Source organism: Mesorhizobium sp. J18 (assembly GCF_007829525.1).
Taxonomy (GTDB): Bacteria; Pseudomonadota; Alphaproteobacteria; order Rhizobiales; family Rhizobiaceae; genus VLJP01.
In genome coordinates, this window is the sequence record NZ_VLJP01000036.1 from 9224 (window position 1) to 33175 (window position 23952).

Sequence of the window (23952 nt, forward strand, 5' to 3'; positions counted from 1 at the left end):
CCGCCGAAGACGATGGCCGATTGCCTCATTTGATCCTTTCGAGGATGGAGACGTAGTTGGCGACCGCCGCGCCGCCCATGTTGAAGATGCCGGCGAGTTTCGCATCCGGAAGCTGCATGTCGCCTGCCTCGCCGGTGAGCTGCATGGCGGAAATGGCGTGCATGGAAACGCCCGTCGCGCCGATCGGATGGCCCTTGGCCTTCAAGCCGCCGGAGCGGTTGACCGGCAGGCGGCCGTCGCGCTCCGTCTGGCCTTCGAGCGCTATGCGCGCGCCCTCGCCGCGCGGGGCAAGGCCCATGGCCTCGTATTCGATCAGCTCGGCGATGGTGAAGCAGTCATGGGTCTCGACGAAGGAGAGATCGTCCAGCTTTACGCCGGCATTCTTCAGCGCCCGCGTCCAGGCTTCCGCGCAACCCTCGAAGGCGAGGATGTCGCGCTTTGACATGGGCAGGAAATCCTGCACATGCTCGTTGGCCCGGAAGGCGACCGCACGGCGCATGGAAAGCGCGGTGCTGGTGTCGGCCAGCACCATCGCCGCCGCGCCGTCGGAAACCAGCGAGCAGTCGGTGCGCTTCAGCGGACCGGCCACGAAAGGGTTGCGCTCGCTCTCATGCCGGCAGAACTCATAGCCGAGATCCTTGCGCATCTGGGCATAGGGATTGTCGACGCCGTTCTTGTGGTTCTTGGCGGCAATCTTGGCCAATGCATCCGACTGGTCGCCATAGCGCTGGAAATAGGCCTGTGCGATCTTGCCGAAGACGCCGGCGAAGCCGCCGGGCGTGTCGCCTTCTTCCGGCAGATAGGATGCCTTGAGCAGGTTCTTGCCGATCTCCGGCCCGGGCGTTTTGGTCATCTGCTCGGCGCCGACCACGAGCACGACACGCGCCGCATGTGCATCGATGGCGCGGATGCCCTGCCGCACGGCGGCCGAGCCCGTCGCGCAGGCGTTCTCGACGCGGGTCGCCGGCTTGAAACGCAGCCGGTCATCGGCCTGCAGCACGAGGCTGGCTGTGAAATCCTGCGGCGAGAAGCCGGCATTGAAATGCCCGAGCACGATCTCATCCACGTCTTCCGGCCCGATGCCGGCATGGTCCAGCGCCTCGCTTGCGACCTTGACGATCAGGCTCTCGACGGTCTCGTCCTCCAGCTTGCCGAAGCGCGAATGCGCCCAGCCCACGATGCATGCGGTCATTTCAGGTCTCCATATCTCGCGACAAGTGTAGCACGGCTTGGCCGGCTGTCGCCTCCCTATATATTGTTCAATCCTGAACCTTTGTCACCCCAATCCACACTTTCGTATGGGGATTTTCGTGTAGCTCTGCCTGAAACCTTGCCCCGGCACAACAACCTTCCAATGTCCTTTCGCCCCTAGGATCAGGCTCGGGAAGTCCGGTTTTGAAAGAAATCAGAAAGCGCGGACGGTGCCCACGACGTCCACGACCACATCGAGGCCGTCGAAGGTCTTCGGCAGGTCGCTTGCCTGCGCGCTGCGGGAAACCGACACGTTGATCGCAAGATCGTCGCGGCGCGGATTGAGACAGATTCCGACGCCCAGGAGCCCTTTCCTGCCGCCGAATTTCTTCTCGAAGGCCTTCTGGATTTCGCGCGCCTCGTCCATCGAATGCTTCGTGCCGGCCATGCGATTCCTATACCAGCGTCACGCCCAATTGTTCAGTGACCGATGATATAAGGTTTGCACCGGTAATTCCAACGTTTCCAGCGCCTCCCGAAGCCGAACCGGCAAAGAGCAGTCCGATTGGACGCCCTTCCTCGTCGACGATCAGGGACCCGCTGTCTCCGGGCCTGCTGAAGGGTTGCGGTGCCATATCCGTCTCGATCACCATCTGGCTATCGAAGCGGGCGACGCCCACCCCGACATCGACCAGGTAGTTGTTGACGTTGACGGCGCGCACCCGGCCGCGCGTATGGCGCGTCGTGCGCCCGGTCTTGAACACGGTCATGCCGGGCAGCGCCTCGGCTGGCTCGTCCGGCTGCAGGGTAATGGCCGGCGCGGGTTCGTCGGCGCTGTCATGGAGCGTGGCATGGTCCTCCTTGCGTCCATGCTCCGTGAGGCCCGCCACGGCTGCGTCCACCAGATTCGGGAAGCCGCCGAACTGGATCGGCACGAAACGGATCAGCTCGCCGATGACATCCTCCTCCGGCCGGCCGCCGTCACGCGCGCCGGGCTGCATGACGGTCGTGCCGACAGGCACCGCGTTGACGTCCGCAAGGACATGGTTGTTGGAGAGAATGCCCGTCCTGCCGCTCAGCTTGTCGCGGCAGAAGCAGCCGAGCGTGCCGGCATAGGCAACAATCGTCGGCGATATGCTCGCGCCGAGCCTGATCGGGTCGTTGCGGCCGGTCGTCCATAACGGCTTCTGGCGGCCGATATAAAGCACCTCCGCCTCGCCCCTGGCGGCATCGACGATATCGTCCACGACCGTGCTGCGCAGCTTGTTGCGGTTCTGCACGAGCACGGCCAGCCTTGCATCCTCGCCACTCGCGCCCTCGGCCACGCCGAGCGCGATGTCGTTGACGGCGCGCCGCCGCGCGCTCCTCGGCCGCGCCGATTTCGTCTCGAACAGCATCGGATCGAGAAACAGGCCGGGCAAAGACCGCCCGGCGCCCGCCGAGGCCGGCAGCTGGATGAACTGGAAAATCTGCGAAAATATGCGGGCCTGCAATTCGAGCGCGGATTCGATTCTCATATCGTCCTCCAACACCCGCCCGGCGATTCGGGATCGTAGCAGAAAAACCGGGAGCTTAACCCCTTCTGAGGGAGATCCGCCGGGCCGCTGTGTATCCTGCCGCGCCTGTCCGCGAGCCTATCTGGATTACTGCTCCGCCCAGGGTGATCATGGCCACCGCCGCCGCCATCCGCCATGAGAGCTGCCCCATGCCCAACAGAACCATCAGCCCGGTCGAAAGCACGGGGGCCGAGTAGCCCATCACCCCCAGAAGCGGCGCATTGCCGAAACGCATCCCGTAATCCCAGAGAAAGAAAGCGCCGCCAGCCGGGCCAATGCCCAGAAGCAGGATGACGAGCATGTCCTGCCGGGTGGGCATGAAGATCTCGCCTGCAAAAAGCGCGATGGCAAAGCAGAACAACGAGGCCAGAATGCAGATCGACACCATCGCCCCCATACCTTCATGGCGTGCACGCCGTCGCAGGTTGGAATAGGTAGCCCACAGGATCGCCCCGGCCATCGCCAGCGCGTAGCCCAATGTGTCGCCGGTCTTCACATCGAAGTCCCCGCCGATCAGGATCGCCACCCCGGCAAAACCGATCGCCGCTCCGAGGTAACCCGCCCAGCCGCTGTTCAGCGCGAAGAACAGGTTGCCGATCACGATCAGCCAGGCCGGCCAGAGATAGTTGATCAGCGAAACCGGAATGGCCTCCGCATGGTGGAAAGCCTCGAAATAGGCCAGATGATAGGCTCCAAGCAGGAAGGCCGCCAGCAGCACTTCTGGCGCATAGAGGGGCACAAGGCGGACACGGGCAATCGCGCAACAACCGGTGCCTGTCACTGCTGCAATGGAAAAGCACAGGCCCAGCACGAGATAAGGCGGCATGGCGGCCGCCAGGGCGCCAAGGGCTCCGAGGCTTCCCCATGAGAGAATCGCGATTGCCCCGAGCAGCGTGCCCTTCAAAGCTGTGATCGTCCTATCCGACTGCAAACCGGCCAATCCCGCAGACACTGTCAGCACATCTAAGCCAAAGAGGCTTGCATGTGATGCCGAAATGCTCGCTTGGTGGCCGAAGTCTGCCGAGAGCCGGATACCGGACGGCAATTTATGCTGCGCCCTATGGATTCGCCAAACGACTGGTTACCCCTCGTCAGCCCGTCGATGCGGCGGTGAAAACCGCCCGTTGAGCAGCGTAGGCACGCTTGAAGGCCGCGCGCGCTTCGCCACGGGCAACATAGGCGGAGAGGTTGGGAAATTCGTCCAGCATCCCCGATCCGTGCAACCTGCGCAGCACCGTCACCATCAGCAGATCGCCGGCGCTGAATGCGCCATCGAGCCATTCGGCATCGCCAAGACGGGTGGAAAGGCTGCCCAGGCGTTTCCTGATGCTGCCTTCAAGGGCATGCAGGCGCTGCTCGTACCAAGGCTCCTTGCGCTCGAGTATCATGACGAGGGTGCGATCGAAGATCGGCGGCTCCACCGTGTCGAGCGCGGCGAACATCCACATGACGGCGCGCGCCCGGGCATGCGCGTCATCCGGCAGCAGGCCCGCATGGCTCTCCGCTATATGGAACACGATCGCCCCCGACTCGAACAGGACGAGATCGCCTTCCTCATAGGTCGGAATCTGCCCGAAGGGATGAAGCGCGAGATGCGCAGGCTCCTTCATCGCCTGGAACGAAACAAGACGAACCTCGTAAGGCTGTCCCACTTCCTCGAGCGCCCAGCGAACGCGCATGTCACGCGCCAGCCCCCTGCCGCGGTCGGGGGAGCGTTCAAAGGCGGTAATGGTGGGGGTCATTGAAAAGCTCCGGGTGATTGCGTGACACCATCCAGCCCGTGAGTGACAGCGACGGTCTTTTTCATGGTCCCTCTCCGGTTTTGCGTTTCCTCTCCAAAGGACGAACGGCTGGAGCATCTTCCGACAGCCGGTCCCATTTTCCTGATCGCGGAATTTTCGCCCGGTGGCGTGATGCGGCCCGGTGGCCTGGAATATTGCGGGCTTCAGCCGGATCGGCTTTCATGCGGGCCCGTTTGCGCCCCTTGGAAAGCCACATCCATGTTCTCCGGACTATCCGCCTTCCCGATCACGCCCGCCGGCGCGGATGGAAAGATAGACATCCGGGCCTTCTCCCGGCTTGTCGAAAGGCTTGTCCAGGCGAAGGTCGATTCCATCGGCATTCTCGGCAGCACGGGCTCCTACCCTTATCTCGCGCGCGGACAGCGTCGGAAAGCGGTCGAGGCGGCGCGCGAGGTGTCAGGCGGAAAGGTGCCCCTGCTGGTCGGTTGCGGCGCCCTGCGGACCGACGACACCATCGATCTGGCGAAAGACGCCGAGGCGGCCGGAGCCGACGCGCTGTTGCTGGCGCCGGTCTCCTATCTGCCGCTTCTCGACGACGAGGTCTTCGTTCATTTCGAGACGGTTGCCGCGGCGACAAAACTTCCCCTATGTATCTATAACAATCCGGGGACGACGCATTTCACCGTAAGTTCGGCCCTGCTGGCGCGTCTCGCCGAAATCCCGAACGTGGTTGCGGTGAAGAATCCGGCACCGGCGGCGGCCGACGTCGCAGCCTATCACCGGTCGGCCGCAGAGGTTGTCGATCCCGACTTCTCGCTCGGCTACAGCGGTGACTGGAACGCGACGGAGGCGCTGATTACCGGCGGCAGGGCCTGGTATTCGGTTGCTGGAGGCCTGTTTCCCCGGCCATGCCTTCGCATTGCCCGCGCGGTTCAAGCGGGTGACGTCAAAACCGCCCGGCGCCTCAATGCCGGCCTGGAGCCGTTATGGGCGCTTTTCCGCAAATACAGCAGCTATCGCGTCGTCCATGCGGCTGCGCGCGGCCTTGGACTGGCGGACAGTTATCCGCCGCGCCCGATCCTGCCGCTTTCCTCAAAAGCCGAACAAGAGATTCTCGACGTGCTTGCCAGCCTCGGTCTGGCTGGCGGGCATAGCGGGATGGAGGCTGCGAAATGAGCGAGGACCAGAAGGCGATCCGGCAGGTGGTCGAGACCTGGATGGATGCCACCCGGCACGGCGAAAGCATCCGCCGCTCGATGGCCGCTGACACACGATGCGGACCTGCTGACAGCGCAGAGTTAGGACCAGCCGGAGATTCTGCAATCTGTGGTATGATTATGATAGCCGGTTCAGGAGAATCGGCGCTGGAGTCTCGCACGAGGAGGGAGACGCAATGAATTCCGATGGTATTTCGGCCTGGGCACCGCAATGGCTCAGTGTGATGCGGATAATGTCGGCGCTGCTGTTCCTGGAGCACGGGACGCAGAAACTGTTCAATTTCCCGGCAGCCGCCGAGGCGATGGCATTGTCGCCGCTGATGTGGGTTCAGGCCCTCATCGAGCTGATCGGCGGTGTCCTGCTTGCCCTCGGCCTCTTCACGCGGCCGGTCGCCTTCATCCTGTCGGGCAATATGGCGGTCGCCTATTTCATGGCCCACGCGCCGCAAAACTTCTTCCCCATTCTCAATGGCGGCGATGCGGCGATCCTGTACTGCTTTGTTTTCCTCTACTTCTTCTTCGCCGGTCCCGGACCGTGGAGCGTGGACGCCGCGCGTGGAAGCACCGCGGCCTGATCGCCGGCACGGCATCGATGAGGCAACAAAAAACCCGGCCGAAGCCGGGTTTTTCCTGATCCGCAACGGGAACGAACGTCAGGCGCTTGCCTTCTCGTAGCATTCGAGGACGTAGTCCCAGTTGATCAGATTGTCGATGAAGGCTTCGAGATATTTCGGCCGCGCATTGCGGTAGTCGATATAGTAGGAGTGCTCCCAGACATCGACGCCGAGGATCGGCGTGCCGCCGTGGACGAGCGGATTCTCGCCGTTCGGCGTCTTCATGATCTCGAGCTTGCCGTCCTTGACGGCAACCCAGGCCCAGCCCGAGCCGAACTGGCTGGCACCGGCGGCGGCGAAATCGGCCTTGAACTTGTCATAGCCGCCGAGATCGGAATCGAACGCCTTCTGCAACGCACCCGGCAGGCTCTTGCCGCCGCCGCCCTTCTTCATCCATTTCCAGAAATGGATGTGGTTGTAGTGCTGGGCGGCATTGTTGAAGAGTCCTTGGTTGCTGCCGAAGGACTTCTTGACGATCTCCTCGACCGACAGGTTCTCCATCCCGGCTTCGGCGGCCAGCTTGTTGCCGTTGTCGACATAAGCCTTGTGGTGCTTGTCGTGATGATATTCGAGCGTCTCCCTGGACATATAGGGCTGGAGCGCCTCGTAATCATACGGCAGTTCCGGCAGTTCAAAAGCCATTGCAGGTCTCCCTCTAATCGTCAGGTTGAAAATAAAAACGTCCAGCAGCGGAAATGGGGTACTGCCCCCTGTTTGGCAACTGCGGAGCGGGGAAAATTCTTCCTTTCTCGCCGTTCAGGCTGCCTCTCCCGAATGCGCCCATTCCCAATAGAGATCACGTGCCTTCTTGGCCACCGGACCCGGTTGCAGGTCGCGATCCTCGATGCGGATGACCGGCACCACCTTGGAATGGTTGCCGGTGGAGAAGATCTCGTCGGCCTCCATGAAATCGGCGACGCCCAGGGTCTTTTCCGTGGTCCGGAAGCCGTAATCGGCAAGCAGCGAGATGACGCGGTGGCGCGTGATGCCTGAAAGGAAAGTGCCGTTCGGCGCCGGCGTGAAGATGTGCCCGTCCTTGACCATGAAGATGTTGGAGCTTCCCGTCTCGGCCACATTGCCTAGCATGTCGAGGACGAGGGCATTGTCGAAGCCGCGCTTCTTGGCTTCGAGGATCGCGCGGCCATTGTTCGGATAGAGGCAGCCGGCCTTGGCATTGGTCGGCATGGTCTCGATGGTCGGCCGGCGGAACGGCGACACCGTGACCGAGAAACCGGAAGGCGCGATCATCGGCGCCTCGTAGAGGCAGAGGCAGAACCGCGTCGACTCCGGATCGGCCGGCACACCCATATAGCCGCCATGCTCGGCCCAATACATCGGGCGGATATAGACCGCCGTGTTGCCGTCGAATTTCTTCAGCCCGTCCCAGGTGAGCCCGACGATCTTCTCCACCGATTTCGTCGGTTTGAGGCCGAGCGCCGTCGCCGACGCGTTCACCCTTTGCGAATGCAGATCGAGATCGGGAGCCACGCCCTCGAACCAGCGTGCGCCGTCGAATACTGTCGAAGCAAGCCACATGGCATGGGAGCGCGGGCCGATGATGGGCACGTTGCCCTCGTACCAATCGCCGTCAATGAAGGTCCATGTCGCGGTCTGGGCAGGTTCGGCCAAATTCATTTTCGTAGTCCTATCGATTTTCTTGCCGCATGGAAAAGCGTTTGATCCGCGACGTCAATGTCAACGACGGTTGACTTATCATGCCAGAGACAGGAGTTCCTTGACCCCATGCGGCCTTGAGGTCAAGGTCGTTATCTGCGAGGGAAATCTAGGGTCAGGACCTATTGATATGATCGAAATGGCGCCGGAAACGGCGATGGGATGCAAGGAGAAGCGCGCGGGGCGATGGGGTTCCCCCTTCGGCAAGCTCAGGGGTCGAGCGGTTCGACGCGGCAGATCGAAGCCGTTTCAGCGTCCGCAGGATGTGGGCCATCCGCCCGGCTGCCTTGTCGCGAAGGGCTTGAAAATATCCATATTTCCTGCGCCTTCGCTCCCCGCATCCGAACGGATGGCCCTACACCATTTCGACCAGATCAACAGGTCCTGACCCAAGATGCTTCATTCCTATGTCTTCGACGCCTACGGAACGCTTTTCAACGTCCATGCAGCCGTGCGCCGTCATGCGGGCGAGATCGGCCCGGACGGACAATTGCTGTCGGATATCTGGCGCGCGAAGCAGCTGGAATATTCCTGGGTGGAAACCCTCATGGAAGTCTATTCCGATTTCTGGGTGCACACCGAAAGGGCGCTGGACTTCGCCTTCCAGAAGGTTCCGTCGGCCGACCCCGCCCTGCGCCAGAAACTCCTCGACGCCTATTGGCGCCTCGACTGCTATCCGGAAGTGCCGTCCGTTCTGAAGGCGCTGAAGGCGGAAGGCGCACGTCTAGCCATCCTGTCCAACGGTTCGCCGGCAATGCTCGAATCGGCGGTCAAATCGGCGGGCCTCGACAGCGTGTTCGACAACATCTTCTCCGTCGACGAGATTCGCAAGTTCAAGACCCATCCTTCCGTCTACGAACTCGTGACCACGGCCTGGCGCGTCTATCCGGAGGCGGTTTCCTTCCAGTCGTCCAACCGCTGGGACATAGCCGGCGCCAGCAAGTTCGGCTTCCGCACGGTATGGATCAACCGGACCAACCAACCCGAGGAATACAGCGACTATCCGCCGCGCCTCATCCTGCCTTCACTCGAAGCGCTCCCGGCAACAGGCTGAACCATCATCACGGTTAAGTTGATTGCGTATCGCGTTGCAGAAAGGGCACAGTCCCGCTGCAACCACAAGGGTGCCTTTGTTTCACCACCCTGCGGCCTGAATTGAGAGGCCTATCGCCCGTCGTTTGAGGTTGGAGCGAGATGAACTTGAACGGAAACGATCCTATCTGAGTTCATCCCCTCCAACCTCGGAACCTATCCGAATTGTTTCCGTTTGCTGTCAAACATCATGAAGAGTTCGATGCCTGATTTGCCTATCAGTTCCGCAAAGCTGACGCGCCGCAAATTCCTCAATCTCGCCTCAGTCACAGCCGCATCCGCAGCTCTGGCGGGCTGCTTGAACGTGCCGCGTGAAGCTCCGCCCGGCGCCATGCCGCCGAGCCTGATGCCCGCAGAAACGCCCAACCTCGCCTATTACCGGGAAATGTACGGCCCCCTGATCGACGAAGGATATGAGATTCCGGCGATCCCGGTCGAACAGATCGATCCGCGATTGCTCAGGCAGGTCGTTGCCGACCCGACAGGCGAGCGCCCCGGAACCATCGTTGTCGATACAGCGAACCACTACCTCTATCTCGTCTTGGGCAACGGGCAGGCGATGCGCTATGGCGTCGGCCTCGGCCGCGCCGGCTTCGAATGGTCAGGCCGCGCGAACGTCCAGTACAAGCGGAAATGGCCGAAATGGACGCCGCCGGCGGAAATGATCGCGCGGCAGCCGGAGCTTGAGAAATACAGCGCCGAAAATGGCGGCATGCCGCCCGGCCTCGACAATCCGCTTGGCGCGCGTGCGCTTTATATTTTCCAGAACGGCGTGGACACCCTCTACCGCCTGCACGGCTCGCCGGAATGGTGGTCGATCGGAAAGTCCGTCTCGTCGGGCTGCGTGCGCCTGATGAACCAGGACATCATCGACCTTTATGATCGGGTGCCCGGCAAGGCGCCTATCCTGGTCACCTCGGGTATCATGGCTGTCTAACGATCGGATGGCGGCCTCCAGGGAAGCCGCTACCGCCCCTTCTTCAAGCCGCCAAGGATGCCGCGCACCAAGGCGCGGCCGAGCGAGGTCCCGACCGAGCGGACGACCGATTTCATCGCCGCCTCGACGACGGTCTGCCGGTTGGAGTTGCGGCGTGTGCTGCCGCTGCGCCGTGACGAACTTGACCGGTTGTCGTCGCCAAGGCCGAAATCCGGCAGGGTCCAGCCCGTCCGGCCGTCGCCTTCCTCCTGGGCCTGCTCTTCGGCCTGCATGGCGTCCTTGGCGCGCTTCTGCAGGATCTCGAAGGCGGATTCGCGGTCCACTTCCTCGTCATACTGGCCCGCCACAGGGCTTTCCGCGATGATCTGCTTGCGTTCGGCCTCGGTAAGCGGCCCGAGACGCGAGGACGGCGGCCTGATCAGCGTGCGCTGGACCATGGAAGGAATGCCCTTCTCCTCCAGTGTGGAGACGAGCGCCTCGCCGGTGCCGAGCTTCGTGATCGCCTCGAAGCAATCGAACTCGGGATTGGGACGGAAGGTATCGGCCGCCGTCTTAACCGCCTTCTGCTCGCGCGGCGTATAGGCGCGCAGCGCGTGCTGTATGCGATTGCCAAGCTGGGCCAGCACGGTCTCCGGCACGTCGAGCGGATTCTGCGTGACGAAATATACCCCGACGCCCTTGGAGCGAATGAGCCGTACCACCTGCTCGACGCGCTCCACCAGCACCTTCGGCGCCTCGTCGAACAGAAGATGCGCCTCGTCGAAGAAGAAGACGAGCTTCGGCTTTTCCGGGTCGCCCACCTCCGGCAATTCCTCGAACAGCTCCGACAGAAGCCAGAGCAGGAACGTGGCGTAGAGCCGCGGGTTCATCATCAGCTTGTCGGCGGCAAGCACATTGATCGCGCCGCGCCCGTCCGTCGTCGTGCGCATGATGTCGGCGATCTTGAGCGCCGGTTCGCCGAAGAAGTGTTTCGCGCCCTGCTGTTCGAGCACAAGGAGCGAACGCTGGATGGCACCGACCGACTGCTTGTTGATATTGCCGTAGCGCGCGCCGAGTTCGTCCGCCCGCTCGGCCATGTTGGCAAGCAGGGCCTGCAGGTCCTTCAGGTCGAGGAGCAGCATTCCCTCCTCGTCCGAGACACGGAAGGCGATGTTGAGGACGCCTTCCTGCGCTTCCGAAAGGTTCATCAGTCGCGACAGGAGCAGCGGTCCCATTTCCGATACCGTCGCCCGGATCGGATGCCCCTGCTCGCCGAACAGATCCCAGAAGACGACTGGAAATTTCTTGAACTCATAGGGTTCCAGACGGATCGTCTCGGCCCTTTTGAGCAGGAAATCCTTGGCTTCGCCGGCCATTGCTATGCCCGAAAGATCGCCCTTGATATCGGCGCAGAAGACCGGGACGCCCGCACTGGAAAACCCTTCGGCGAGGATCTGCAGCGTCACCGTCTTGCCGGTGCCCGTGGCGCCGGTCACCAGTCCGTGCCGGTTGCCGTATTTCAGGAGCAGCTCCTCAGCCTTCTGGTAGCTGTCATCCGGCTTGCGGCTGGCACCGAGAAAGATGCTGCTGTCGCCCGTATTCTCCATCGCTTCGTCTCCTCGGTACCGGAAAAGTCCGCAAAAGGTATAGACAGCGCAACTCCCAGCCACAATCTCGTTTTTCACCATGGCAGCCCATTGTGGATGCCTTGCAACAGGAGGAGGGCAAATTCCCGACGCTGCGACCGATGACGCATTGCAGCAGCGGTCGCCGCACCCTAAGATCGATGACTGGCAGAGGAGGGAAAATGGATCCGGCAATTCTCAGGCAAGCGGAATTCCCGGCGATGGATCGCGACGGATGGCTGGCGCTGGTGCAAAAGGCGTTGCGCGGCGAAGCCGGCTATGATTCGCTCGTATCGACATCGGATGACGGCATCGAGATACAGCCGCTTTACGAGCGCGCGGTCGATCCCGCCCGTGTCACGCGTGTCCGTCCGGACCGGCCGTGGCATATCGTCCAGCGCGTCGACGACACCGATCCCGTGCGCGCCAACAGGCAGGCCAAGGAGGATCTGGCGGAAGGCGCCACCGGGCTTTCCCTCGTCTTTACCGGCGCTCCCAATGCCTTCGGCCACGGACTGCCAGCCTCGACCGAAGCGATTTCGACGGCGCTGGATGGAATTCCTCTCTCCAACATGCTGTTGCGCATCAATGTCCATCCGCAAAGCCGCGCCTCCATCGACTGGCTTGTGAAGACGCTGACGGAACGACGCGCCGACCCGGCCCGCCTGACGCTTTCCTTCGGCATCGACCCTTCGGCCGTCTTTGCCGGCACCGGCAAGCTGCGCATGTCGATCGAGGCGCTGGAAGCCTCGCTGCCGCAATCGCTGGCCGGCTTCTTCGCCCTCGACCTGCCCGGCATACTGCTCGAAGCCGACGGCCGCGTGTTCCATAATGCCGGCGCATCCGAAGCGCAGGAACTGGGCATCATGCTCGCAACTGCCGCCTCGCATCTGAGGATGTTCGAGGAGGCGCGCCAGCCGCTGGTCTATGCGGCCCCGCATATCGGCTTCGCACTCAGCGTCGATCAGGATCAGTTCTTCTCGATCGCCAAGATCAGGGCCTTGCGCAAATTGTGGGCGCGCGTGCTGGAGGCATGTTCGATCGAGCCCTTGCCAACTGTCATCCATGCGGAGACCTCCTATCGCATGATGACCTTCAAGGACCCAGAGACCAACATATTGCGCACCACGATCGCCGCCTTTGCGGCCGCCGTGGGGGGCGCCGATTCCATTGCCGTCCTGCCGCACACGATCACCCACGGCCTGCCGGACGGTTTTGCGCGCCGGCTTGCACGCAACACCCAGCTTATCCTGGCGGGCGAAAGCCGGCTGGATTTCGTTTCCGACCCGTCAGCGGGCTCGGGCGCGATCGAAGCCCTGACCGATGCCATCTGCGAGCAGGCCTGGGCGGAGTTTCGCCGCATCGAGGCCGAAGGCGGCTCGCTGAAAAGCCTCGCCTCCGGCTTCATCCAGAAACGCATTGCCGAAATGCGGGAAAAGCGCGCCGCACGCCTGCGAGAGGGCAAGCATTCCATCGTCGGCACGACCGTCTACCCGCTGGACAATGAGCGTCCGGTCTCCACCCTGCCGACAAACACCGTGACCGCCGCGAATGAAGGCGTGGTCTCCTGCGAGCCGCTCAATGCCGTACGCATCGATCAGGCCCTCGGAGACGCGGCATGATCCCTGATTTCAGCACCATAGACTGGTCCGAACCTCGGCTGGCGCCTTCCGGCCCCGGCGAGGATCGCTGGCTGACGCCTGAGGGACTGGAACTGAAGCGCGGCTATGGCGAGGCGGATCTGAAGGGCTTGCGCTTCCTCGATACCTGGCCGGGCGCCGCACCTTTCATCCGGGGCCCCTACCCCACCATGTATGTCCAGCAGCCCTGGACGATCCGCCAGTATGCCGGCTTCTCGACGGCCGAGGAATCCAACGCCTTCTACCGCCGCAACCTCGCCGCCGGCCAGAAGGGCCTTTCCGTCGCCTTCGATCTCGCCACCCATCGCGGCTATGACAGCGACCATCCGCGGGTCGCCGGCGATGTCGGCATGGCGGGCGTGGCGATCGATTCCATCCTCGACGCGCGCCAGCTTTTCGACGGCATCCCGCTCGACCAGATGACAGTGTCCATGACCATGAACGGCGCCGTGCTGCCGATCATGGCGCTCTATATCGTGGCGGCGGAGGAACAGGGGGTAAAGCAGAAGGATCTCGCCGGGACCATCCAGAACGACATCCTCAAGGAGTTCATGGTCCGCAATACCTATATCTATCCGCCCAAGCCTTCGATGCGGATCATCTCGGACATATTCTCCTACACGGCGGAGCATATGCCGAAATTCAACTCCATCTCCATTTCCGGCTACCACATGCAGGAAGCCGGGGCGACGGCCGATCTCGAGCTTGCCTACACGATAGCGGACGGCATCGAATATGCCCGCGCCGGCGTTGCCGCCGGGCTCGACATCGACCGCTTCGCGCCGCGCCTTTCGTTCTTCTGGGCGATCGGCATGAACTTCTTCATGGAAGTCGCAAAGATGCGCGCCGCGCGCCTGCTGTGGGCGACGCTTGTCCAGAAGAACTTTTCGCCAAGCGACCCGCGCTCCCTGTCCCTGCGCACCCACTGCCAGACCTCCGGCTGGTCGCTGACGGCACAGGACCCCTACAATAACATCATGCGCACCATGATCGAGGCGATGGCGGCCACCCAGGGGCATACCCAATCGTTGCACACCAATTCCTTCGACGAGGCGCTGGCTCTGCCGACCGATCATTCGGCGCGCATCGCCCGCAACACGCAGCTTGTCCTGCAGAAGGAATCCGGCACGACGCGCATCATCGACCCGTGGGGCGGCTCCGCCTTCGTCGAGAGACTGACGCACGACCTCGCCGCCAGGGCGCTGAAGCATATCGAGGAGGTCGAGGCGCTGGGCGGCATGGCGGCCGCCAACGAACAGGGCCTGCCCAAGCTCAGGATCGAGGAGGCCGCGGCCCGGACGCAGGCGCGCATCGATTCCGGCGAGCAGATCGTCGTCGGCGTCAACAAGCACAAGCCGGAAAAGGATGTCGAGGTCGAAGTCCTGAAGGTCGATAATGCCGAGGTGCGCGCCCGCCAGCTCGCAAAGCTGCAGCAGCTCAAGGGCACGCGCAACGTGGCGGAGGTGGAATCCGCCCTCAACGCGCTCACCGAGGCGGCCCGCGGCAACGGCAATCTGCTGGAATTCGCCATCAAGGCGGCGCGGGCCAATGCGACCGTTGGCGAAATCTCCTATGCCCTCGAAAAGGTCTTCGGCCGCCATGTCGCCGAAATACGCACCATTTCCGGCGTCTACCGCAAGGAGATAGGCGAGAACGAGGTCATCGATCGCGTTCAGCAGAAGATCGAGCAGTTCCGCAGGAAGACCGGCTCTCCCCCGCGCATCCTGATCGCCAAGGTCGGCCAGGACGGGCACGACCGCGGCCAGAAGGTGATCGCGACCGCTTTCGGTGACCTGGGTTTCGACGTCACCGTCGGCGCCATGTTCCAGACTCCCGAGGAAGTGGCCGCGCTCGCCGCGGAGAACGATGTCCATATTGTCGGCGTCTCGTCGCTTGCCGCCGGCCATTTGACGCTGATCCCCGAGTTGAAGGAGGCGCTGCGGCGTCTCGGCCGTGACGACATGATGATCGTGGCGGGCGGCGTCATCCCGCCGGACGATTACGAGGCGGTGCTGAAGGCCGGTGCTGCCGAAATTTTCCCTCCCGGCACGGTCATCCCGGAAGCCGCTGAACGTCTGCTCGACAAGCTGCTGCAGGATTAGGCTCAGGAGTCGGGCTTCCAGCTGCCCTTCGCAACCCTATGTTATACCATGTGTTATAACATAGGAGTTCCGGGCCATGAACGTGACCATACGCAAGATCGGCAATTCGGAAGGCGTCATCCTGCCGAAGGAGGTGCTGGAAAGGCACAATCTGCGCGCGGGAGATACGCTGCATCTCGTTGACGAGCCCAACGAGCTTCGCCTCCGGCTGCATTCGGAAGATCCGGAAGAGTTCGAGCGCAAGATGAAGGTCGCGCGCGAACGAATGAAAAAATACGAGCGCGCCTATCGTGTTCTCGCTCAATGACCGAGTTCCATACCAAGGACTTCATCGAAGCTCTTCATGCCGAACAGCTCCGCCTTCATGGTGGAGCTGCCGGCGTGCGCGACCATGGAATGCTCGAATCCGCACTGAGTCGACCGCTGCAGAAGGAGGCCTACGGCTCGCCCGATCTTTGTGATCTTGCATCCGCCTATCTTTACGGCATTGTGAAGAATGATCCTTTTGTTGACGGCAACAAGCGTACGGGTCTCGCAGCAGCCGATCTGTTTCTCTATTTCAACGGGCTCTCGTTGGAGACTGACGACGAGACAATAATTCAGCTTGTTACCATGGTCGCTGCCGGCGAGATCGACGAGGACGGCGCCGCCGCCTTCTTCCGCGACTATACTGTTCCGATCGGGAACGAGGCTTAACCTTCAACCTTACTGACCTGCCGCCGCGCTGCCTGCAAACAGCATCGCGGCTTACGGGCTTAGGGTCAGGAGCTTCCACGGTTGTCTATCCTGGAAACATCGGATCGCGTCCGGTCCCAAGTTTTTCTTGATTGACGAGTCAATTAAAAATAATCTCGCTTTCATGCCCAAGGTCGGAATGGAACCTCTGCGCAAGCGCGCGCTGATCAATGCCGCGATCCATGCCATAGGCGAGCATGGGACGCTCGACGTCACCATGTCGGACATAGCCGGCCGCGCCGGCGTCTCGACCGCTCTCGCGCATCATTATTTCGGCGCCAAGGAAGACCTGCTGCTCGCCACCATGTGGCATATCCTCGCCGAACTCGGAGCCGACGCCCGCCGCGCGCTGAAGAACGCCCGCGGCCTCGACCGGGTCCGCGCCGTGATCGCGGTAAACTTTTCCGAAAGCCAGTTCAGGCCGGAGATCATCGCCGCCTGGCTCGCCTTCTATGTCGCCGCCCAGCGCTCGCCTGAACTGCGCCGGCTCCTGCGCGTCTACGCCCGCCGGCTGCATTCCAACCTGATGAGCGGGCTGACCGCCGTCATGGGCCGCGACGAGGCCACGCAGACGGCCGAAGGCATAGCGGCTCTGATCGACGGCCTCTATATCCGCCGCGCGTTGAAGGACGGGCCGCCGGATGCGGCCTCCGCGATTGCGCTGGTGGAAGACTATCTCGACACCAGACCCGCCGGTCGGCCAGGCCGCGGCCAGCCCAGGATCAGGACCCTATGAAGCGCCCGAACATCCTTGTCATCATGGTCGATCAGCTCACCGGCACGCTGTTTCCAGACGGGCCGGCGGAGTTCCTGCATGTGCCGAATCTGCGCGCGCTGGCCGCGCGCTCGGCACGCTTCGCCAACAACTACACCGCCTCGCCGCTCTGTGCGCCGGGCCGGGCCTCTTTCATGAGCGGACAATTGCCTTCGCGCACGCGCGTCTATGACAACGCCGCCGAATTCGCCTCCGATATCCCGACCTTTGCCCATCACCTGCGTGCGGCCGGCTATCACACCTGCCTGTCGGGCAAGATGCACTTCGTCGGCCCGGACCAGCTCCACGGCTTCGAGGAGCGGCTGACGACGGACATCTACCCGGCCGATTTCGGCTGGACGCCAGACTACCGCAAGCCCGGCGAGCGCATCGACTGGTGGTATCACAATCTCGGCTCCGTCACCGGCGCCGGCGTGGCCGAGATCACCAATCAGATGGAATTCGATGACGAAGTCGCCTTCCACGCAGTGCAGAAGCTATACGATCATGCACGTGCCACGGACGATCCCGAGCGGCGGCCGTGGTGCCTGACGGTCTCCTTCACCCATCCGCACGATCCGTTCGTCGCCCGGCGCAAATATTGGGACCTTTACGAGGACTGTCCGGCGCTGGAGCCTCAGGTCGGCTTCATCCCCTACGAGAGCCAGGACCCGCATTCGCAGCGACTCTATCGGGCCAGCGACTACTCGTCCTACGAGATCACGCCGGAGCATATCCGCCGTTCGCGGCAGGGCTATTTCGCCAATATCAGCTATATCGACGACAAGGTGGGCGAAATCCTCGACGTGCTGACGCGCACGCGCATGGCCGACGATACGGCCATCCTGTTCTGCTCCGACCATGGCGAGATGCTGGGCGAGCGCGGACTGTGGTTCAAGATGAGCTTCTACGAGGGCTCCTCGCGCGTGCCGCTGATGATCGCCGGCGGGGACGTCACGGCGGGCCTGATCGAGACACCTGTCTCTAATCTCGACATCACGCCGACCCTTTGCGACCTTGCCGGCATCGACATGAGCGCCATAAAGCCCTGGACGGACGGCGTCTCGCTGCTGCCTCTGACGAAAGGGGCCGAACGCGGCGCGCCGGTCTGTATGGAATATGCCGCCGAGGGCTCCCATGCGCCGATGGTGGCCATCCGCGAGGGCCGCTACAAGTTCGTCCATTGCGAGATAGACCCTCCGCAACTCTTTGATCTGGAATCGGATCCGCATGAGCTCACCAACCTTGCCGCCGAGCCGGCGAATGCCGAGCTCGTGGAAAGCTTCATGGCGAAGGTCCGCGCCCGCTGGGACDKGGCGGCCTTCGACGCCGCCGTGCGCGAAAGCCAGGCAAGACGGTGGATCGTCTATCCCGCGCTCAGGAATGGTGCCTATTATCCGTGGGACTTCCAGCCGCTGCGACAGGCCTCCGAGCGCTACATGCGCAACCACATGGACCTGAACGTGCTGGAAGAAAACAAACGCTACCCGCGAGGAGAATGAGATGATCACTGTCCACGGCCGCGCTTCTTCGGCCAATGTCCAGATCGTCATGTGGACGATCGCGGAACTCGGCCTTCCTTATCGCCGCATCGACGTCTCCGGCCCCTATGGCGGCAACGACACGCCTGAATTCCTGGCCATGAATCCGAACGGGCTCGTGCCCGTCATCCAGGACGGCGACCTGACCATGTTCGAGAGCGCGGCAATCATGCGCTATCTCGGCGCGACATATGGCGACGACACCTTCTGGCCGAAGGATCCGTCCCGGCGGGCATCGCTCGACATGTGGGCGGAATGGGCTAAGACCACCTTCGTGCCGGCCATCGTGCCGATCTTTAGCCAGATGGTGCGCACGCGCGAAGTCGATCGCAATATGGCACTGGTCGAGAACTCGGCCAAGCAGCTCGCAAAGGTGGCGAAGATCGCGGATGCCCGTATCGGCAACGGACCCTTCCTCGCCGGCGCGGCGCTGACTTTCGCCGACATCGTCTTCGCCCATCAGCTCTATCGCTACTTCACGCTTGATTTCGATCGCGCCGAGACGCCGAACCTCGAGGCCTATTATGAGCGGCTGGCCCAACGTCCGGCCTATGCCGAGCATGTCATGGTCTCCTATGAGGAGCTCAGGGCGAAATGATTCCAACGCTCGACCATCTCAAGGAAGCCTATCGCGTCACTTCCGCGGTCACGCAGGAAACGCCGCTGCTGGAAAGCCGCCCGCTGGCGGCGGAGACAGGGGCGGCGCGCGTCTTCCTCAAGCCGGAATCGCTGCAATGGTCCGGCTCCTTCAAGGTGCGCGGCGCCTATTGGCGGCTGACGCGGCTCTCCGAAGAGGAAAAGCGGCGCGGCGTGGTTGCCTATTCATCGGGCAATTTCGCGCAAGGGCTGGCGGCAGCCGGTCAGGAGCTCGGCATTCCCGTCACCATCGTCATGCCCGAGGATGCGCCGGCGGCGAAGCGCGATGCCACCGCCGGCTACGGCGCAAGGGTGGAGCTTACCCATCACGGCGACCGGGCGCGCGAGGAAGTTGCTTCTGCCCGTGCCCGCGAGATTTCCGATACCGAGGGGCTGACTCTGCTCCATCCCTTCGACGATCCCGAGATCGTCGCCGGGCAGGCCGGCACGGGGCTGGAGGCCGTCGCGCAGCTCGACAAGCGCGGTCTGAAGGCCGATATCGTGCTTTGCCCGGTCGGCGGCGGCGGCCTGATCGGCGGTGTGGCGCTCGCCTTTCACTATCTGTCGCCGGAAACGCAGGTGGTGGCCGTGGAGCCCGCAGGCTTCAATGGCATGGGCACCTCGCTCGGCCTCGGCCGGATCGAGACGGTGTCGCTGGGCGGCAAGACCATTTGTGACGGGCTGATGGCTCGCCGCCCTGGAGTGGCTCCGTTCGAGGCGATCGGCGATATCGGCCTGATCGCCCGCACGGTCGAGAACAACGCCGTGCGCCGCGCCATGCGCTTTGCCTTCGAACGCATGAAGCTGGTGCTGGAGCCTTCGGGGGCCGCCGCTCTTGCTGCGTTGATGGAGGGGACGGTCGAGGCGAAAGGCAAGACCATTGTCGTCATTGCGACGGGCGGCAATGTATCGCTCGCCGATTTCATGAGGCATGCCGGCGATGCTTGAACCTGTGCATGTCCGCAACCTTACCCTCCCCCTTGAGGGGAGGATCGGCGCCACGCGCGCCAGGGTTGGGGTCGGAACGACAGCAGATCGACAATTACCTCCACCCCGCTGCCTTGCAGCGACCCTCCCCTCAAGGGGGAGGGTAAGGCGGCCGTCGCAAGGCCACCGCCATGCTTGAGGCCGATTTTGTTATCGTCGGTTCCGGCTCGGCCGGCTCGGCGCTGGCATACCGGCTGTCCGAGGACGGCAGGCATTCGGTCATCGTCATCGAATATGGCGGATCGGATTTCGGTCCCTTCATCCAGATGCCGGCTGCCCTGTCCTTCCCGATGAACATGCGCCGCTATGACTGGGGCTATTCCACCGAGCCCGAACCCAATCTCGGCGGGCGCGTGCTGGCAACGCCGCGCGGCAAGGTTATCGGCGGCTCCTCCTCCATCAACGGCATGGTCTATGTGCGCGGCCATGCACGCGATTTCGACCACTGGGCGGAGGAAGGCGCCGTCGGCTGGGCCTTCGCCGACGTGCTTCCCTATTTCAAGCGCATGGAGACCTCCCATGGCGGCGAGGCCGGCTGGCGCGGCACGGACGGTCCGCTGCATGTCCAGCGCGGCAAGCGGCTCAACCCGCTCTACGCCGCTTTCACCGATGCGGGCCGGCAGGCAGGCTTCGAGATCACGGACGACTATAACGGCTCCAAGCAGGAAGGCTTCGGCCCCATGGAGCAGACGATCCATATGGGCCGCCGCTGGTCCGCCGCCAATGCCTATCTGCGCCCCGCCCTGAAGCGCAGGAATGTGAATCTCGTCAATGGTTTCGCGCGGCGTGTGATCATCGAGAATCAACGCGCGACCGGCGTCGAGATCGAAGCTCGCAGAAAGATTCAGGTCGTTAAAGCGCGGCGTGAAGTCATCATCGCCGCCTCGTCCATCAATTCGCCGAAGCTCCTGATGCTTTCCGGCATCGGGCCGGCACAGCATCTTGCCGAGAACGGCATCAAGGTCGTCGCCGACCGGCCCGGCGTCGGACAGAACCTGCAGGACCATCTCGAACTCTATATACAGCAGGAATCGGTCAAGCCGATCACGCTCTATTCCAAGCTCAATCTCCTGTCCAAGGCGCTGATCGGCGCCGAATGGCTGCTGTTCAAGACGGGACTCGGCGCATCGAACCATTTCGAGGCCGCCGCCTTCCTGCGCTCGCGGCCGGGCATCGAATATCCGGACATCCAGTATCATTTCCTGCCGGTCGCCATCCGCTATGACGGCAAGGCGGCGGCGAACACGCATGGCTTCCAGGCCCATGTCGGGCCCATGCGCTCCAAATCGCGCGGCTCGGTGACGCTGCGTTCGCCCGATCCCTTCGACAAGCCTGTCATCCGCTTCAACTATATGTCGCATCCCGACGACTGGTCGGAATTCCGCCATTGCATCCGGCTGACGCGCGAGATCTTCGGCCAGAAAGCCTTCGATGAATATCGCGGAAAGGAAATCTCTCCCGGCGCCCATGTGCAGACGGATGAGGAGCTCGACGCCTTTGTCCGTGATCACGCCGAAAGCGCCTATCACCCCTGCGGCACCTGCCGCATGGGGCGCGCCGACGACCCCAGGAGCGTGGTCGATCCCGAATGCCGGGTGATCGGCGTGGATGGCCTGCGTGTTGCCGATTCCTCGATCTTCCCGCGCATCACCAATGGCAATCTGAACGCTCCCTCCATCATGGTGGGCGAAAAGGCGGCGGACCATATACTCGGCCGCACGCCGCTTGCCCCCTCCAATCAGGAACCGTGGATCAATCCGCGCTGGCGGGAAAGCGACCGGTGATCCGCCCACCCTCTCCACAAGGGGAGGGTAAAACGACACAGCAAACGGAGCACGCCATGAACGCCCAGCCCAAGGCATCCCATTATATCAACGGCCGCTATGTCGAAGACGAGCAGGGTGCTGCGATCGAGGTGATCTATCCCGCCACGGGCGAGACGATCGCCACTGTGCATGCCGCCACGCCCAACATCATCGAGCTCGCCATCGAGGCCGCCCGCTCGGCGCAGGCCGAATGGGCGCGGCTGAAGCCGGTCGAGCGCGGACGCGTGTTGCGGCGCGCGGCAGACATGCTGCACGAACGCAACGAGGAGATCGCACGGCTGGAGACGCTGGATACCGGCAAGGCGATCCAGGAGACGCGGGTGGCAGACCCCGCCTCGGCGGCGGAGGCGCTGGAATTCTTCGCCGGGGCCGTGGCGGCCTTCAACGGCGAATATGTCGATCTCGGAGGCCCCTTCGCCTATACGCGGCGCGAGCCGCTCGGCATATGCGTCGGCATCGGCGCCTGGAATTATCCGATCCAGATCGCGGGCTGGAAATCCGCCCCGGCGCTTGCCATGGGCAATGCGATGATCTTCAAGCCCTCGGAGACCACGCCGCTCTCGGCCCTCGTCCTGGCCGAGATCTATACCGAGGCGGGCCTGCCGGACGGCCTTTTCAACGTCGTGCAGGGCCTTGGCGATGTCGGCGCGGCACTTGCCGGCCACCCGGCCGTCGCCAAGATATCACTGACCGGCTCCGTGCCGACCGGCCGCAAGGTGCTCTCGCTGGCCGGGTCGCAGATGAAGCAGGCGACGATGGAGCTCGGCGGCAAGTCGCCGTTGATCGTCTTCGAGGATGCCGATATCGAAAATGCCGTCGGCGGCGCCATGCTCGGCAACTTCTACTCGACCGGGCAGATCTGCTCCAACGGCACTCGGGTCTTCTTGCAGAAGGCCATCCATGACCGCTTCCTCGACCGCCTGACGGAGCGCACCAAGGCCATCCGTCTTGGCGATCCGCTCGACCCGGAAACCCATCTTGGCCCACTGGTCAGCAAGGCACAGCAGGAAAAGGTGCTTTCCTATATCGAAATCGGCAAGCAGGAGGGCGCCACCCTTCACTGCGGCGGCGGCGTGCCGCGCCTGCAAGGGCTCGAAGGCGGCTTCTATGTCGAGCCCACCATATTCACCGATATGCGCGACGACATGCGCATCGCCCGCGAGGAAATCTTCGGCCCGGTGATGAGCATTCTGCGCTTCGATGACGAGGAAGAGGTGATTGCGCGGGCGAATGATACAGAATTCGGGCTTTCGGCCGGCATCTTCACGCGCGACATGGCGCGCGCGCATCGCGTCATCGCCCAGTTGCAGGCGGGCACCTGCTGGATCAATACCTATAACCTGACGCCGGTGGAAATCCCCTTCGGCGGCGTCAAGCAATCCGGCATGGGCCGCGAGAACTCGCTCGCCGCGCTGGCCCATTATTCGCAGCTCAAATCCGTCTATGTCGAGACGGGAAATGTCGAAAGCCCGTACTGACGTCTTGCAGTCGCGCAGGACGGCGGCTATAAGCCCGCCGACTGGTCACGGAGTGTAGCGCAGCCTGGTAGCGCACCTCGTTCGGGACGAGGGGGTCGCAGGTTCAAATCCTGCCACTCCGACCAGAAATCAAGCGGCCCACTGGAAATCTGAAAGCCTCTCCGCGCTCCTCCGCGCCAGCTTCGCTCCACGACGCCGACAAATCTCCAGGCACCTCCCGTCGGAGCGTCCGAGAAATATCGACCGATCGATCCTGCCTGTAAGCGGCAGGCGACGCGAAGCCTATTCCCCAAGTTGTGACCTGCCACTGAGTTTTTCCTCCACTTGAGATTAGAGTCCGGCCTTGATTGAAGGACGGACAGATGAAGCGGAAGCGATTTACGGAAGAACAGATCATCTCGGTGCTGCGGGAGCAGGAGGCGGGTGCGAAGGCCGGTGATCTGGCCCGCAAACACGGGATCAGCGAGGCGACGCTGTATAATTGGAAGGCGAAGTATGGCGGCATGGACGTATCCGACGCCAAGCGCCTGAAGGCTCTGGAAGAGGAGAACGCGAAGCTGAAGAAGCTGTTGGCCGACCAGATGCTGGAAGCGGCCGCGCTTAAGGAGCTTCTGTCAAAAAAATGG

At 62.8% G+C, this 23952-nt stretch carries 23 protein-coding genes and 1 tRNA gene; 16 read left to right on the plus strand and 8 right to left on the minus strand.

What is annotated here, in order from left to right; genetic code table 11:
- Positions 1-25: 25 nt before the first annotated feature.
- From L598_RS14065 to L598_RS14085, 5 genes are all read right to left on the minus strand, one after another.
- Positions 26-1192, minus strand: coding sequence for an acetyl-CoA acetyltransferase (locus tag L598_RS14065; protein WP_144863440.1), 1167 nt, complete (start codon positions 1190-1192; stop codon positions 26-28).
- Positions 1193-1405: 213 nt separating this feature from the next.
- On the minus strand, positions 1406-1639 hold the full coding sequence (locus L598_RS14070; protein WP_144863442.1) for a hypothetical protein: 234 nt from the start codon (positions 1637-1639) through the stop codon (positions 1406-1408).
- A 7-nt stretch (positions 1640-1646) separates the two neighbouring features.
- Entirely contained in the window at positions 1647-2708 is a 1062-nt protein-coding gene (locus tag L598_RS14075; protein WP_144863443.1) for a hypothetical protein, read from the minus strand.
- A gap of 55 nt (positions 2709-2763) precedes the next feature.
- Positions 2764-3699 (minus strand): EamA family transporter, encoded by a 936-nt coding sequence (locus tag L598_RS14080; RefSeq protein WP_210245001.1) that lies wholly within the window; start codon positions 3697-3699, stop codon positions 2764-2766.
- Between the two features lie 139 nt (positions 3700-3838).
- Positions 3839-4489, minus strand: a complete 651-nt coding sequence (locus L598_RS14085; protein ID WP_144863445.1) for a glutathione S-transferase family protein — start codon at positions 4487-4489, stop codon at positions 3839-3841.
- Between the two features lie 258 nt (positions 4490-4747).
- Between L598_RS14085 and L598_RS14090 the strand changes: the two genes are divergently transcribed.
- Together L598_RS14090 and L598_RS14095 are read left to right on the plus strand one after the other, a co-directional pair.
- Positions 4748-5665 (plus strand): dihydrodipicolinate synthase family protein, encoded by a 918-nt coding sequence (locus tag L598_RS14090; RefSeq protein WP_144863447.1) that lies wholly within the window; start codon positions 4748-4750, stop codon positions 5663-5665.
- 217 nt (positions 5666-5882) lie between these two features.
- A complete protein-coding gene (locus L598_RS14095) occupies positions 5883-6281 on the plus strand; it encodes a DoxX family protein (RefSeq protein ID WP_144863449.1) in 399 nt (132 codons plus the stop codon).
- Between the two features lie 78 nt (positions 6282-6359).
- Here L598_RS14095 and L598_RS14100 read toward each other — a convergent pair whose 3' ends face one another.
- Together L598_RS14100 and L598_RS14105 are read right to left on the minus strand one after the other, a co-directional pair.
- Complete coding sequence (locus L598_RS14100; RefSeq protein ID WP_144863451.1) at positions 6360-6962, minus strand: superoxide dismutase; 603 nt, start codon at positions 6960-6962, stop codon at positions 6360-6362.
- A 114-nt stretch (positions 6963-7076) separates the two neighbouring features.
- Entirely contained in the window at positions 7077-7955 is an 879-nt protein-coding gene (locus L598_RS14105) for a branched-chain amino acid aminotransferase (RefSeq protein WP_144863453.1), read from the minus strand.
- Between the two features lie 433 nt (positions 7956-8388).
- On the opposite strand from L598_RS14105, the gene L598_RS14110 reads away from it, so the two are divergent.
- A complete protein-coding gene (locus tag L598_RS14110) occupies positions 8389-9048 on the plus strand; it encodes a haloacid dehalogenase type II (RefSeq protein ID WP_144863458.1) in 660 nt (219 codons plus the stop codon).
- Positions 9049-9288: 240 nt separating this feature from the next.
- Positions 9289-10023, plus strand: a complete 735-nt coding sequence (locus L598_RS14115; RefSeq protein WP_144863460.1) for a L,D-transpeptidase — start codon at positions 9289-9291, stop codon at positions 10021-10023.
- Between the two features lie 29 nt (positions 10024-10052).
- On the opposite strand, the gene L598_RS14120 is transcribed toward L598_RS14115, so the two are convergent.
- Entirely contained in the window at positions 10053-11609 is a 1557-nt protein-coding gene (locus tag L598_RS14120) for a helicase HerA-like C-terminal domain-containing protein (protein ID WP_144863462.1), read from the minus strand.
- 200 nt (positions 11610-11809) lie between these two features.
- On the opposite strand from L598_RS14120, the gene L598_RS14125 reads away from it, so the two are divergent.
- From L598_RS14125 to L598_RS14180, 12 genes are all read left to right on the plus strand, one after another.
- Positions 11810-13249, plus strand: a complete 1440-nt coding sequence (locus L598_RS14125; protein WP_144863464.1) for a methylmalonyl-CoA mutase subunit beta — start codon at positions 11810-11812, stop codon at positions 13247-13249.
- The gene (gene scpA, locus L598_RS14130; RefSeq protein WP_144863466.1) at positions 13246-15369 is read left to right on the plus strand and encodes a methylmalonyl-CoA mutase; all 2124 of its coding nucleotides are present in this window, start codon (positions 13246-13248) and stop codon (positions 15367-15369) included. The genes L598_RS14125 and scpA overlap by 4 nt, the downstream gene beginning before the upstream one ends.
- A gap of 76 nt (positions 15370-15445) precedes the next feature.
- Positions 15446-15676, plus strand: a complete 231-nt coding sequence (locus L598_RS14135; protein WP_144863468.1) for an AbrB/MazE/SpoVT family DNA-binding domain-containing protein — start codon at positions 15446-15448, stop codon at positions 15674-15676.
- Positions 15673-16065: a type II toxin-antitoxin system death-on-curing family toxin gene (locus tag L598_RS14140; RefSeq protein ID WP_144863470.1), complete on the plus strand. Its 393-nt coding sequence runs from the start codon at positions 15673-15675 to the stop codon at positions 16063-16065. The genes L598_RS14135 and L598_RS14140 overlap by 4 nt, the downstream gene beginning before the upstream one ends.
- 163 nt (positions 16066-16228) lie before the next feature.
- Positions 16229-16840 (plus strand): transcriptional regulator BetI, encoded by a 612-nt coding sequence (betI, locus tag L598_RS14145; protein ID WP_144863472.1) that lies wholly within the window; start codon positions 16229-16231, stop codon positions 16838-16840.
- Positions 16837-18360, plus strand: coding sequence for a choline-sulfatase (betC, locus tag L598_RS14150; RefSeq protein ID WP_144863474.1), 1524 nt, complete (start codon positions 16837-16839; stop codon positions 18358-18360). The genes betI and betC overlap by 4 nt, the downstream gene beginning before the upstream one ends.
- A 1-nt stretch (position 18361) precedes the next feature.
- Positions 18362-18997 (plus strand): glutathione S-transferase family protein, encoded by a 636-nt coding sequence (locus tag L598_RS14155; protein ID WP_144863476.1) that lies wholly within the window; start codon positions 18362-18364, stop codon positions 18995-18997.
- A complete protein-coding gene (locus tag L598_RS14160; RefSeq protein WP_144863478.1) occupies positions 18994-19983 on the plus strand; it encodes a threonine/serine dehydratase in 990 nt (329 codons plus the stop codon). The genes L598_RS14155 and L598_RS14160 overlap by 4 nt, the downstream gene beginning before the upstream one ends.
- 170 nt (positions 19984-20153) lie before the next feature.
- Positions 20154-21806 (plus strand): choline dehydrogenase, encoded by a 1653-nt coding sequence (gene betA, locus L598_RS14165; protein ID WP_144863480.1) that lies wholly within the window; start codon positions 20154-20156, stop codon positions 21804-21806.
- A 56-nt stretch (positions 21807-21862) separates the two neighbouring features.
- On the plus strand, positions 21863-23326 hold the full coding sequence (betB, locus tag L598_RS14170; protein ID WP_144863482.1) for a betaine-aldehyde dehydrogenase: 1464 nt from the start codon (positions 21863-21865) through the stop codon (positions 23324-23326).
- Positions 23327-23374: 48 nt separating this feature from the next.
- Positions 23375-23451: transfer RNA gene (locus L598_RS14175), tRNA-Pro, on the plus strand.
- Between the two features lie 237 nt (positions 23452-23688).
- Positions 23689-23952: transposase (locus L598_RS14180; protein WP_144863484.1), on the plus strand; the 264-nt coding region annotated here is incomplete at its 3' end.